General features: G+C 63.0%; 13 protein-coding genes. 8 read left to right on the top strand and 5 right to left on the bottom strand.

Annotated features, from left to right (window positions below):
• Nucleotides 1-31: 31 nt before the first annotated feature.
• Entirely contained in the window at nt 32-628 is a 597-nt protein-coding gene (locus tag ASD70_RS17965; RefSeq protein WP_056847068.1) for a MarC family protein, read from the top strand.
• Here the strand turns inward: ASD70_RS17965 and ASD70_RS17970 are convergent.
• The 5 genes from ASD70_RS17970 to cobG all read right to left on the bottom strand — a co-directional run bounded on the left by ASD70_RS17970 (nt 625) and on the right by cobG (nt 5975).
• Nucleotides 625-1404, bottom strand: a complete 780-nt coding sequence (locus tag ASD70_RS17970) for a hypothetical protein (RefSeq protein ID WP_056847069.1) — start codon at nt 1402-1404, stop codon at nt 625-627. The two genes, ASD70_RS17965 and ASD70_RS17970, sit on opposite strands and share 4 nt — an antisense overlap.
• Nucleotides 1405-1641: 237 nt before the next feature.
• On the bottom strand, nt 1642-3279 hold the full coding sequence (gene cobJ, locus ASD70_RS17975; protein ID WP_056847070.1) for a precorrin-3B C(17)-methyltransferase: 1638 nt from the start codon (nt 3277-3279) through the stop codon (nt 1642-1644).
• A complete protein-coding gene (locus ASD70_RS17980) occupies nt 3279-4010 on the bottom strand; it encodes a precorrin-2 C(20)-methyltransferase (protein ID WP_046070708.1) in 732 nt (243 codons plus the stop codon). Before ASD70_RS17980 ends, cobJ begins: the two co-directional genes overlap by 1 nt.
• A complete protein-coding gene (locus ASD70_RS17985) occupies nt 4010-4636 on the bottom strand; it encodes a precorrin-8X methylmutase (protein WP_046070707.1) in 627 nt (208 codons plus the stop codon). Before ASD70_RS17985 ends, ASD70_RS17980 begins: the two co-directional genes overlap by 1 nt.
• Nucleotides 4629-5975 carry a precorrin-3B synthase gene (gene cobG, locus ASD70_RS17990; protein WP_056847071.1) on the bottom strand — a complete coding sequence of 449 codons (1347 nt, stop codon included), beginning with the start codon at nt 5973-5975 and terminating at the stop codon, nt 4629-4631. The genes ASD70_RS17985 and cobG overlap by 8 nt, the downstream gene beginning before the upstream one ends.
• Nucleotides 5976-6013: 38 nt before the next feature.
• Between cobG and ASD70_RS17995 the strand changes: the two genes are divergently transcribed.
• From ASD70_RS17995 to ASD70_RS18025, 7 genes are all read left to right on the top strand, one after another.
• Nucleotides 6014-7219, top strand: a complete 1206-nt coding sequence (locus ASD70_RS17995; RefSeq protein WP_056847072.1) for a bifunctional cobalt-precorrin-7 (C(5))-methyltransferase/cobalt-precorrin-6B (C(15))-methyltransferase — start codon at nt 6014-6016, stop codon at nt 7217-7219.
• On the top strand, nt 7216-7935 hold the full coding sequence (locus ASD70_RS18000; protein WP_056847073.1) for a cobalt-precorrin-6A reductase: 720 nt from the start codon (nt 7216-7218) through the stop codon (nt 7933-7935). The genes ASD70_RS17995 and ASD70_RS18000 overlap by 4 nt, the downstream gene beginning before the upstream one ends.
• A gap of 254 nt (nt 7936-8189) precedes the next feature.
• Nucleotides 8190-8582 (top strand): DUF2946 domain-containing protein, encoded by a 393-nt coding sequence (locus ASD70_RS18005; RefSeq protein WP_046070703.1) that lies wholly within the window; start codon nt 8190-8192, stop codon nt 8580-8582.
• Between the two features lie 47 nt (nt 8583-8629).
• Entirely contained in the window at nt 8630-9112 is a 483-nt protein-coding gene (locus ASD70_RS18010) for a copper chaperone PCu(A)C (RefSeq protein WP_046070702.1), read from the top strand.
• An 11-nt stretch (nt 9113-9123) separates the two neighbouring features.
• Entirely contained in the window at nt 9124-9513 is a 390-nt protein-coding gene (locus ASD70_RS18015; RefSeq protein WP_046070701.1) for a DUF2946 domain-containing protein, read from the top strand.
• Between the two features lie 94 nt (nt 9514-9607).
• The gene (locus ASD70_RS18020) at nt 9608-11668 is read left to right on the top strand and encodes a TonB-dependent copper receptor (protein WP_056847074.1); all 2061 of its coding nucleotides are present in this window, start codon (nt 9608-9610) and stop codon (nt 11666-11668) included.
• A 137-nt stretch (nt 11669-11805) separates the two neighbouring features.
• Complete coding sequence (locus ASD70_RS18025; RefSeq protein WP_056847075.1) at nt 11806-13188, top strand: PepSY-associated TM helix domain-containing protein; 1383 nt, start codon at nt 11806-11808, stop codon at nt 13186-13188.
• Nucleotides 13189-13289 lie beyond the last annotated feature (101 nt).

Below are 13289 nucleotides of genomic sequence, written 5' to 3' on the forward strand. Positions count from 1 at the left end.
CCCACACTTCCACCGCCCGCGAGCCACCCCCATGCTCCATGTGTTATTCAGCGTTTACCTGAAGATGCTGGTGCTCTACAGCCCGTTCTTCGTGCTGTCCTGCTTTATCAGCCTGACCCGTGGTTATTCCAGCAAGGAACGTCGGCGCCTGGCCTGGAAGGTGGCCCTGGCGACCCTGGTATCGAGCGTGCTGCTCTACCTGTTCGGTCGGGTGATTTTCAGTGTGTTCGGCATTACCGTGGACGCATTCCGGATCGGCGCCGGCAGTGTGTTGTTCATTTCCGCCCTGGGCATGGCCCAAGGCAAGGCAGCGGTGCAGACCGACAACGTGCAGCAGGATGTGACCATCGTGCCGCTGACCATCCCCCTCACCGTCGGCCCCGGCACCATCGGCGCATTGCTGGTGATGGGCGTCAGCCAACCGCACTGGGATGACAAGCTCACCGCCATTCTCAGCATTGCCCTGGCCAGCCTCACGGTGGGTGTGGTGCTGTACCTGTCCAACCGTATCGAACGCATTCTCGGCGACCAGGGCTTGCAGATTGTCAGCCGCCTGATGGGCTTGTTCGTCTGCGCCCTGGCCGCACAAATCATTTTTACCGGTGTACGCGGCTACCTGGTGCCTTAGATCCGGTACTTGGCAATGGCCAGTTGCACTTTGTCGCCGGCGCTTTCACGCATCAGCTGGATGGTTTTTTCATTGACCACCGAGGTATTCAGTACCAGGCAGGTCTGCCCGCTGAATGCCTCGAACGACGAGCTGTCCCACTCCAGGAAGGGCACGCCCAGGTGTTTATCCACGCCGTGGGTGCTGTAGGTCACCAGCACCATCATCAGTTCACCGTTGTTTTCGGTACAGGAAGCCAGGCCAAAATCGCCGCCCTCCTGCACCGTCGTGTTGCGCTTGAACAGATCGAAACACGCAGGCCGCTGCTTTAACGCTTCCAGTGCATCCGCAGCCAACTTCGGCAAGGCGCTGACCAATGGCCCCGACAGCGACGTCGACGCCAGCATCGCAGCGATGATATTCAGGGCCGCCAGTTGCACCGTCAGGCCCTTGCCCGCACGCGAGACCCGCTCAAAACGACTGCGCACCGGCAACCAACCCAGACTGACCATGACCTTGATAAATTCGTCGTACCACGCCTCGGTCCCCCGTTGGACCTTCAACACATCGCTCACATAACTGCTGGCCAGCAGGTAGCTTTTGCGAATGTACTCGCGGTTCAGCGCAGACAGCCCCTCGGCAAACGAAATCACACTGTTGTTGACCACCGCCGCATTGCAGTCGTCCTCGCGATCCAACCTTGAAGCGAGCTGCTTGCCAGGGGCTCCCGGCAGCTTGTAGGCGGCAATCAATTTGCGCCTTTTTTTACTGTTGATCCTTCTGTGACGTCGCTCCATTTCCAGTTCTCCACAAGCACCCCCACATGGGGCTTACTTGCACCCTAGTCCAGTGCAGGGAGGGTTTTCCATGGGACAAACATTCCTTGGCCGCACCCACTAAAAACCACCGACCAGCAATGACAGGGCGCGGGCACGGGACTTGCGGTTTTCATCGCATAAAAAAGAAAAAGCTCCGGACAACGCCAGGTAAATCCCTGGGTCATTCGGAGCTTTCCGGCAGCCAATGGAGCGTTTTCAGCTGACGGGTTTTTCGCCGTACCAGCGCGGTGTGTACACCCACTCACCGCCACCGGCACGCGGGAATGTGCAGGTAGTGGACGAGCCGACCAGCACCATGGTGCGCATGTCCACCTGCTCGGGCGTCAATTGCCCCAATGTGGTGACGCGCAGCGTCTGGCCGGGGCGTCCGATGTCGCGGCCCAGCACCACTGGCGTTTCCGGTGTGCGATGCAGCGCGACGATCTCCAGGGCACGCCCCAGTTGCCAGGGCCGCGAGCGCGAGATCGGGTTGTAGAACGCCAGGGCCAGATCAGCCTGGGACGCGAGGTCCAGGCGCTTTTCAATGATCGACCAGGGCTTGAGGTTGTCCGACAGCGACATCACGCAGAAGTCGTGGCCCAGCGGAGCGCCGGCCTGGGCGGCGGTGGCCAGGGAGGCGGAAACCCCCGGCAGGATTTCCAGGTCGACCTGATGCCAGGCCGGGTCGCCGGATTCGTGCAGCGCCTCGATCACCGCAGCGGCCATGGCGAACACGCCCGGGTCGCCGGACGACACCACCACCACTGAACGCCCCTGCGCGGCCAGCTCGAAGGCGTGGCGTGCGCGCTGCATTTCTTCGCGGTTGTCAGTGCAGTGTTGCACCTGATCTTCACGGAACGGCCCGGCCATGCGCACGTAGGTTTCGTAACCCAGCACGTCAGTGCAACGCGCCAGTTCGGCCTTGACCGCCGGCACCATCAGCTCGGCAGCCCCCGGGCCCAGGCCGATCACGGAGAGACGGCCACGGGGGCGCCCCACCTGTGACAGATCCAAGGGCTGCTCGGCCACGGTGATGCTGATATCCGCAACTGGGGTCACCTGCGTAAAACGCAACGGCACACCCAACGCCAACGCTGCCTCATGCAGTGAGCCTTCGGCCATTTGCAGGTCGCTGGCCAACAGGCATGCCAGGGCTTGCACGGCGATTCCCGCTTCATGCAACGCCGTACGCACACGTTCGACCAACTGCTCGCCGGGCTTGCAGGTCACGTAGACATTGCGCGGGTAAATCAGCAGTTCATTGGCCGCCGGGATGCGCTCGGCATTGCCCACGTGAATCGCCAGGCGCGCCTGCTGGTCCTGTGGCAGGTTGGCCTGGTCCAGCCACGGCGCGTCACCTTCGATGCGCACGCTTTCGCCAGCCAGCAGGTCCGAGACAAAGCCCTTGCCCAGTTCAATGTCGGCCAACTGATAACCCGCCGGCGGGTTGAGCAGGCAGGTGCCGAAACGCAGCTCACCACTGGTGGTGATTGCGGCGGATACCCCCAGTGCCGCGGCGATGTCCCGTGCCATTACATTCACGCCACCCAGGCCGCCCAGTAAAGGCACCACAGCGCTGCCATCTTCAGCCACGGCCAGCACGCCGGGCTCCTCGCCTTTTTCCAGCAGCAGAGGGGCCAGGGTACGGATCACAATACCGGCGGCGCACAAGGCAATCAGCGGCGTGCCTTGCTGGTAGAGCTGGCGCAACGTCGCGCCGAACTCGCTGTAAACCTGGTCTGCACCGTCCACCCTTCCAGCCAGACCGTGGATCAACGCGCCTGGGTAAACCTGTTGGATCTTGCGTGCGGTGGCCAAGCTGCCTTGGCCCAGAATCACAATCGCCGGAGTCATCAACCTTGCCACCTTTCACCGGGCACGATGATCAGCGAGAAATACGGCGAAGACGCCGGATCGACCTGATCCAGCGGCACGATCTTCTGGTTGACCATGGTGGCGCGCTCCACATACAGCGCACGCCCGGCCAGGCCCAGTTCTTCCAACACCTGGCGCACCTTCGGGAAGTTACGCCCCAGTTTCATGATCACCGCGGCGTCGGCATCCGCCAGGCGGCGCTTGAGGTCATCATGGGGTAATACGCCCGATAGTACCGACAAGCTCTGGTTGCGATACACCAACGGCGCACCGAGCACCGAGGCGCCCCCGAGCATCGAACACACGCCCGGAATTACCTGGGCTTCGTAGCGCTCGGCGAGGCGATCATGCAGGTACATGTAGGAGCCGTAGAAGAACGGGTCGCCTTCGCAGATCACCGCCACATCGCGGCCCGCATCCAGGTGCGCCGCCACATCAAGGCTGGCATTGTCGTAGAAGTCGCTGATCACTTGTTCATAGGACAGCGGCGCCGGCAGCACTTCGGTGGTCACCGGGTACACCAGCGGCATCAGGGTTTGCTGCGCGACCAGGTGATCTTCGATGATGCCGAAGGCGTTGCCCTTCTTGCCCTTGGCCACGAAGTACGCCACCACTGGCGATTCACGCAGCAGGCGCAGGGCCTTGAGGGTAATCAGTTCCGGGTCGCCGGGGCCTACCCCCAGGCCGATCAAACGTCCGCGTGCCTGCATTATTCGACCTCCGTGGCGAGCGCATTGACTGCCGCTGCGGCCATGGCACTGCCGCCCAAGCGACCCTGCATGATCACGAACGGGACGCCACGGCTATCCGCCGCCAGCATCGCCTTGGATTCGGCGGCACCGACGAAGCCCACGGGAAAACCCAGGATCAATGCCGGTTTCGGCGCGCCGGCATCCAGCATTTCCAGCAGGTAGAACAACGCGGTCGGCGCGTTGCCGATCACCACCACACTGCCTTCCAGGTGCGGTCGCCACAGTTCCAGGGCGGCGGCGGAGCGGGTGTTGCCCAGTGTGCGTGCCAACTCCGGCACGCTATCGTCACGCAGGGTGCAGATCACCTCGTTATTGGCCGGCAGGCGCGCACGGGTCACGCCTTCGGACACCATCCGCGCATCACACAAAATCGGTGCACCAGCGGCCAATGCATCGCGCCCGGCCTTGCCTGCGCCTGCGGAGAATTGCAGGCCATCGATAGCCTCGACCATGCCGCACGCATGAATCACCCGCACCGCGAGTTTTTCCAAGTCAGCCGGAATGCGCTCCAACTTGGCTTCCGCGCGAATAATGGCGAAGGAGTTGCGATAGATCTCCTGACCGTCGCGGATGTAATCAATCATCGGTGTTGCTCCGTGGGCGAGCGCGCAGCAAGGCGCCCGCCGCTTCAATGGAAAGAGTGCGCGCGTGCAGCCGGCCGAAACCGGGTTGGGCTGCGTCGCGAAAATAGAGGTCGTAGTGGCCGGGACTCACCGCCAGCAATGTGACCGATGCGGTGTGCGCCGCGGCGCAGGAGCGCGGGCAGCCGGACAGATGCACCTCGACGCCGGGTTGCAGGGCCGACAATTGCACCGCATCGACCTTGGTATCGGCCAGGCCTTTGGCGCAGCCGCTGGAACCGGTACAGGCGATCATGCGGGCCAGGGGTTGGTCGATAGAGCAGAGAAAGCCCAACTGCGCCAAGCGCTCGGTCACCGCGACAGGGCGTTCGATATTGGGTAGCAACACCCCCTGCCAGGGCGTGAAACGCAACGTTCCGTCGCCGTACTCGCTGGCCAGCTGCGCGACGCCCTTGAGCATCAACGGATCCAGGCGGCCCAATGGTGCGACGGCCGCGACGTAGAACTGGTTTTTCTGCGCCTGTGGATAACTTCCCAGGTGCAGCAGCGCGCCACTGGCCGGGCGCTGGAAGCCCTCCGCCGACAGCAGCGGCAGGCCCAGGCGGCTCACTACGTTATCCACAGCCAGATGGCGCATGCGCGTTTGCTCGGGCGTCGCCAGGTCGAGAAAGGCTTCCAGCACCGCCACCACCAAGGCATGGCCCTGGTCCAACGGCACCGCCGCCACGGGCGCATCCAGCCCCGGGCAGCCAGCCAAGCCGAATGCCAACAGCGTCTGGCCATCGCGCACGAACGCCGAAAGCCACAGGTCATGGTGATGTTCAAGCATCGCCAGGGCTTCGCCACCATCGAGCTGTACGGCGAACTTGGCCGACAGTTGATGAAAGCGCGGATGGGTTTGCAAGGTGGCGAGGATCTGCGCGGCCAATGGGCGGGTATCGAACAGCATCAGCGGGTCGATACCGGCGCTGGGACTGAGCATCAGGTTGCGCACGTCGTCACCCGCGGCGTTGCTCGGCCCAAGGTCGGCCGCCAGCAGCATGGCGATCAGGGCCTGCTGCTCGGCGCCGATGCCGCGGATCTGCAGGTTGGCGCGGTTGGTCGCCTCGATCACTCCGCCCGCATAGGCCTGGGCTGCGTCCGCCACGGCATGGGCCTGGGCGGCACTGATCGAACCACCGGCCAATTTGATCCGGCAAATGCCGCCATCCAACGCCTGGACAATACGCAGCAACCCCGGACAAGCCGAGGGGCGCAAGGTATTCACAGCGGGCGTTGGGTTCACGGGGCTACCGGTTGACGGGTAAAGGCGCGGTATTATGCCTGCTTTGTCCGGCGGCATGAAAAGCCTGCCCGTCGGATGTCGTTCAAGGAATTGATATGTCGCCCTGGCTGACGGTTGTAGGCATTGGTGAAGACGGCTTCAAGGGCCTGGGCAGGAATGCCCGGCATGCCCTGTTGCGCGCCTCGCGGATTATAGGCGGGCAGCGCCAGTTGGACCTGTTGCCGGTGTGTATCCGTGGCGAGCGCCAACTGTGGCCGAGCCCGTTTTCCCTGGAACCGTTGCTGTCGCGGCGTGGCGAGCCTGTGTGCGTGCTGGCCAGCGGCGACCCGATGTTCTATGGCGTGGGCGCCAGCCTGGCGCGGCAGGTGACGGCGCAGGAACTGTTGATCTTGCCCGCGCCGTCTTCGGTGTCGCTGGCGGCGGCGCGTTTGGGCTGGCCGTTGCAGGAGGTGGTGACGTTATCGGTGGTGGCCCGGCCAATCGCGGCGATCAATGCGCATCTGGCCAGTGGTGTGCGTTTGCTGGTGTTGAGCAATGACGGCAGCAGCCCGGCTGCGATTGCGTCGCTATTGCTTGAGGCTGGGTATGGGCCCAGCCGATTGAGCGTGTTTGAACACCTGGGTGGCGAGCACGAACGGCGTATCGACGGGTTGGCGCAGTCGTGGGAGCAGGCTTCGGTGGCCGACTTGAACCTGGTCGCCATCGACTGCCTGGCGGATGCCAACACTCTACATCTGTCGCGCCTTGCGGGCCTGCCCGACTCGGCGTTCAAGCACGACGGCCAACTGACCAAACGCGATGTGCGCGCCATGACCCTCGCCCGCCTTGCCCCCATGCCCGGCGAGCTGCTGTGGGATGTGGGTGCGGGCAGCGGTTCCATCGGCATCGAATGGATGCGCGCCCACCCCAGCTGCCGCGCCTTGGCGATTGAAGCGGATGCGGGCCGCCAAAACCTGATCGAACACAACCGCGACGCCCTCGGCGTGCCCGGCCTGCAACTGATTCGCGGCAAGGCCCCGGATGCGTTGCTTGGCCTGGAAGCCCCGGACGCCATCTTCATCGGTGGCGGCGTCACCCGCGACGGCGTGCTCGACACCTGCTGGCAACACCTGCGCCCCGGCGGCCGACTGGTTGCCAATGCCGTGACCCTGCAAAGCGAAATGACCTTGATGAATTGGCGCGCCGAGCATGGCGGCGAGCTGACCCGCATCCATGTAGCCCAGGCGCAGCCATTGGGCGAGTTCGATACCTGGCGCCAGGCGCTGCCGATCACCCTGCTGGAAGTGGTCAAGCCGCTATGAAACGGATTCTGCTGCTCGGTGGCGTAACGGAAGCGCTGGCCATTGCCCGTGCCTTGGGGCCAGAGCACATCTACAGCTTGGCCGGCGTGGGCCGTGTGCCGACCGACCTTACCTGCCAGGTGCGTGTCGGCGGCTACGGCGGTCATGAGGGGTTGGCGCAGTTTGTTCGCGATGAACGTATCAGCCTGATCCTCGACGCCACACATCCGTATGCGGCGCAGATCAGCCGCAACGCTGCCCAGGCGGCACGGTTGTGCGGTGTGCCTTGCTGGGCGTTGCGGCGTCCGGCATGGCAGCCGCAAGTGGGGGATGACTGGCGGGAAGTTTCCGACTGGGCCGGGCTGATCGAGGCGTTGAAACCCTTCAAACGGCCATTGTTCACCCTGGGTCGCGAACCGTTGCAGCATCTCGATGAGATTCCCGCCGAGCAATTCTGGACGCTGCGAGCGCTGGATGTGTATCCGGGCAATGACCGGTGTGAAGTGATCGGCGCACGCGGGCCGTTTCTGATCGAGGACGAGCGCGCACTGTTTGAACGGCGCGCAATTGATGTGCTGATCAGCAAGAACAGCGGCAGCACCGCCACCGAGCCGAAGCTGGAAGTGGCGCGGGAGCGTGGGGTGCCGGTGCTGGTGTTGAAGCGGCCGGTGTTGCCTGCCGTAGATCGAGAGTTCACCACCGTAGCTGCGTCGCTACAGGCAATACACACCCTTTGAGCAACACGGACCTAATGTGGAAGGGGGCTTGCCCCCAATGGCAGTGGTTCAGCCAGCAATTGAGTAGCTGACACGCCGCTATCGGGAGCAAGCCCCCTCCCACATTTGGAATGCATTGCCTTGAAGATCCGGCACCCACTCGATTCCCCGTCTATCCTCAACCCTGCGACACCAAACCACACCGCCCTTTTTTACTTATCACCCTCGATCAGGCTAAATACCCCCTGATCGTTTAACCCTACGGATTATCCGCCATGGCCCGTCAACGCTTTGCAATTGCCTGGATCGCCTGCCTTGCAGTGCTGTTCAATGCGTTTGCCATGCCATTGGCCAGTGCGATGCAGCAGACCGATGACCCGGTCAAGCGCCTGATATGGGGCAGTTTCTGCTCATCCAATGGCGCCAGCCTGAAGACGATTGCCTTGGGCAAGCTGGAGATTCCGGCACCGCCAGACGATCACTCCGCCATGCAGCATTGCTGGTGTTGCTCGGGCTCGGCGCCGTTGGTGGCGCTGCCGGGGCATGTGCCGCAGTTGTATGTGATGCGGTTCGACGCGGTGCAAAGCCTGCCTCCCCCCTCATTGCAGAATCCAACTCCGCGCCAGCAATGGCCAAGTCTTAATCCCCGAGCGTCTCCAACGGCCTGATCTTCTTCGCAAGTGAACTGCGTTTAGAACCGTTCTGGAGAACTGCCATGCTCAAATCTTCCCTGCTTCTGGCTGCGTTGTTGCTGCCAGTGTTTGGTGCTGCCAATGCCGAAGACTACAAGGTCGGCGACCTGAGGGTGAGCGAACCCTGGTCCCAGGAGTTGCCACCCAATGCGCCGACTGTCGCGGCGTACTTTGTGATTCATAACACCGGGGCCACACCGGATCGCCTGCTGAGTGTCGAGACGCCAGTGGCAGACAAAGCCGAGCTGCATGAGCATGTGATGCAAGGCGACCTGATGAAGATGCAGCAAGTGCCCAGCGTGGCCGTACCCGCCAAGGGTGAGCTGACCTTCGCGCCAATGGCCTATCACGTGATGCTGCTGGGCCTTAAAGACCGCAGCCTGTTGACCGACGGCAAGCAATTCCCACTGACCCTGACTTTCGAGAAAGCCGGCAAGGTCGAGGTGGAAGTATCGGTGCAAAAGGCGCCGCCAATGGCTAAACACGAGCACATGCACGCTCAGTAGGCCGCCATTCAATGGGCGCCCCTCGCGCCAGGTTATCTCCACACCGCCGCCTGATGCGCGGCAGCTGGATCAGCCTGTTCGCCATGCTGATGATCTTTATCGGTCCGCTGATTTCCCAAGCGATGCCGATGGATCATCACGCCGGTATGTCCATGGACATGCCCGAGTGCCACGGCGAGCCCAAGCCCAGCAAAGCACCCGACGAGCACCACGTACTCTGGGAAAAGTGCGGCTATTGCAGCCTGCTCTTCAGCTGCCCGGCCCTGCCCGGCAGCGTGTCCTACGTCAGCCTCGGCACCCCGCCGCCGGCCAATGCCCTCACCCCCGCCACCCGCCTGGGACATGCCCGGCAGAGCATCTTCCCCGGCGCCCGCAGCCGCGCGCCACCCATCACTGCGTAAACACTTTCACAGCGTTACTTCACCCCGGCCGACTCTAGACAGACAGCCGCAGGCTGCTGGCCGTGTTGTTTACGATTGATTGATGGAATTTGTCATGTCCAGGTTTTCTGTTGACACCCGTTTGGGCGCTGCTCCTGTTTTCGCCGTTCTGTGCGGCGCACTGCTTACCCCCTGCGCCCATGCGCACGAACACGAGCTGAGCCCCACGGTAATCACTGCGATCGCCCCCAGCTCGCCACTCACTGTTGTCACCAACCCCAAAGACCCACGCCAACCGGTGCCTGCCAGCGATGGCGGCGACTACCTCAAGACCATCCCCGGCTTCGCCCTGGTACGCAACGGCGGCACCAACGGCGACCCGGTGCTGCGCGGCATGTTCGGCTCGCGCCTGAATATCCTTACCAACGGCAGCATGATGCTTGGCGCCTGCCCGGGGCGGATGGATGCACCCACCTCGTACATTTCGCCGGAAACCTACGACAAGCTGACCGTGATCAAAGGCCCGCAAACCGTGCTCTGGGGCCCGGGTGCGTCAGCCGGCACCATCCTGTTCGACCGTGAGCCGGAGCAATTCGGCGAGCTGGGTACGCGGGTCAACGCCAGTGTGCTGGCGGGCTCCAACGGGCGTTTCGACAAGGTCATCGATGCCGCTGCCGGTGGGCCATTGGGCTACGTGCGGGTGATCGGCAACCAGGCCCATGCCGACGACTACAAGGACGGCAATAACGACACCGTCGCCTCGCGCTACGACAAATGGAACGGCGATGTGGCCGTGGGCTTCACCCCTGACGCCGACACTTTGCTGGAGCTCACTGCTGGCCGTGGCGATGGTGAGGCACGCTACGCCGGCCGCGGCATGGATGGCTCGCAGTTCCTGCGCGAAAGCCTCGGGCTGCGTTTCGAGAAGTCCAATATCGGCGAGGTGCTGGATAAGGTCGAGGCCCAGGTCTACTACAACTATGCCGACCATGTGATGGACAACTACAGCCTGCGCGTCCCCTCGGGCACCGGCATGATGGCAGGTCCCATGGCGTCCAACGTCGACCGCCGCACCCTCGGTGCGCGCATCAAGGCGACCTGGCGCTGGGCCGATGTGCAACTGATCGGCGGCCTGGATGCACAGACCAACGAACACCGTGCACGCAGCAGCATGGGCATCGACACCTATAAGGATCTGCCGCGCAACAAAGACGCCAACTTCCACAACTACGGCGTGTTCGGCGAACTGACCTGGTACGCCGCCGACAATGACCGCCTGATCACCGGCGCGCGCCTGGACCGCGCCTCGGCCAAGGATTTTCGTCAACGCGCCGGCTCGGGGATGATGTCGCGCCCCAATCCGACCGCCGACGACACCCGCGCCGACACCCTGCCATCGGGCTTCGTGCGCTACGAACATGACCTGGCGGACACGCCCACCACGGTCTATGCCGGCCTGGGCCACGCCGAACGCTTCCCGGATTACTGGGAATTGTTTTCCCCCAACACTGGTACGGCCGGCTCGGCGAATGCCTTCGACGGCGTGAAGCCCGAGAAAACCACCCAGCTGGATTTCGGCGCGCAGTACAAAACCGCCGATCTCGAAGCCTGGGCCTCGGGTTATGTTGGTCAGGTGCGCGACTTCATTCTGTTCGATTACCGGCCCGGCATGATGGGCACCACCTCCCAGGCGCGCAATGTCGACGCGCGCATCATGGGCGGCGAATTGGGCGCGGCCTACAAGCTGACCACTCACTGGAAAGCCGACGCCAGTCTCGCCTACGCCTGGGGCAAAAACAGCAGCGATGGCAAGCCCCTGCCGCAGATGCCGCCGCTGGATGCACGTTTGGGCCTGACCTACAGCGAAGACAACTGGAGTGCCGGAGCTTTATGGCGCGTGGTGGCGGCGCAAACCCGCATCGACCAGAACAAGGGCAACGTGGTCGGCAAGGACTACGACAAGAGCGGTGGCTTTGGCGTGTTCTCGCTGAACGCCGCATACCGCATCAATAAAAACTTCAAGGTCAGCACGGGCGTCGACAACCTGTTCGGCAAAGCCTACGCCGAGCATTTGAACCTGGCCGGTAATGCCGGCTTCGGCTACCCGGCCAACGACCCGCAGGCCATCAAGGAGCCGGGGCGTACGCTCTGGACCAAGGTGGATATGAGCTTCTAAAAGCATCGAGGGCAAGCCCCCTCCCACCCTCTGATTTGTGAATACAGTCAGATGTGGGAGGGGCGGTGCGACGATTCGACTTGCCCCCGATGGCGGTGTAACTGACACAAAAAAACCAAAGCCTTGCGGAGCCCCTGATGAGCACACCAAAGATCTCCTTCTACAACCTGGCCTGGCGCTGGCACTTCTACGCCGGCCTCTTCGTCGCCCCTTTCATGGTGCTGCTGGCCCTGACCGGCATCATCTACCTGTTCAAGCCCCAGCTCGACCCGCTGATGTACGCCGACCTGCTCAACGTGCCTGCCGCAGAACACGCGTTGAGTGCCGACGAGCTGCTGCAACGGGCCAGGGCCGCTAACCCTCAGGCGGCGATCAGCAAGTACCTGCCCCCGGTCGACGCTAACAGCAGCGCGCAGTTCGTCATGCAAAAAAACGGGCGCGAAGTCACGCTGTTCATCGACCCCTATCGCGGCAACGTACTCGGTGAACAGGACGCCCAATACAACCTGCAAGCCATCGCCCGCGCCCTGCATGGCGAGCTGATGATCGGCACCCTCGGTGACCGCCTGATCGAACTCGCCGCCGGCTGGGGCGTGATGCTCGTGGTTTCCGGCCTGTACCTATGGTGGCCACGCGGCAAGTCATCGGCCGGTGTGCTGTGGCCTCGTTTGCAAAGTCGGGGCCGACTGCTCTGGCGCGACCTGCACGCTGTCGTCGGCTTCTGGGGCGCGGCTTTCTTGCTGGTGATGCTGCTCAGCGGCATGACCTGGACCGGCTTCTGGGGCAAGCAATATGCTGCGCTGTGGAACACTTTTCCGGCGGCGATGTGGGCCGACGTGCCGCAATCCGACCAGCAGGCGCGCATGCTCAACAGCGCCAGCCAACAAACCGTGCCCTGGGCCATGGAAAACACGCCGATGCCGATGTCCGGCGACCACGCCGAACACATGAACCATGGCGCCATGCACTCGGGCCCTGCCGCACCGACCGTACGCCTGCAACAGGTGGTCGACCTGGCCAACGCACACAAGGTCGAGCCCGGCTACAGCATCACCTTCCCGACCACCGCCACCGGCGTGTTCACCGTCGCGGTGTTCGCCAACGACCCGCGCAATGACGCCACCCTGCATATCGACCAGTACACCGGCAAGGTCCTCGCCGATGTGCGTTGGCAACACTACAACCTGGTCGCTCGCGCCACCGAGACCGGGGTGATGTTGCATGAAGGCAAGATGTTCGGCTGGGTCAACCAACTGATCGTGCTGCTGATCTGCCTGATGATCCTGCTCAGTGCTGTCAGCGGCGTGGTGATCTGGTGGAAGCGCCGGCCACAGGGCGGGCTGGGTGTGCCGCCACTGCGTCATGACTTGCCTAAGTGGAAGACCGCGATGGTGATCATGCTCGGGCTGGCGATCGTTTTCCCGCTGGTGGGGGCGTCGTTGATTCTGGTGTGGGTCTTGGATCGCCTGGTGCTGTCGCGCTTTTTTGGCCAAGGTGAATCTGCCTCAGGTTCAGCATGAAATAGGCGAGATGCCCGTCCCACAAGGCTTCTGTAGTCTTGCGGACTTTCGTCCCGCAGCCAACAAGTGTTAACTTATAACATTTTCTGCGCTATCGTTAC

Origin of the sequence: Pseudomonas sp. Root569, from assembly GCF_001427465.1 — a bacterium.
Classification (GTDB): Bacteria; Pseudomonadota; Gammaproteobacteria; order Pseudomonadales; family Pseudomonadaceae; genus Aquipseudomonas; species Aquipseudomonas synxantha.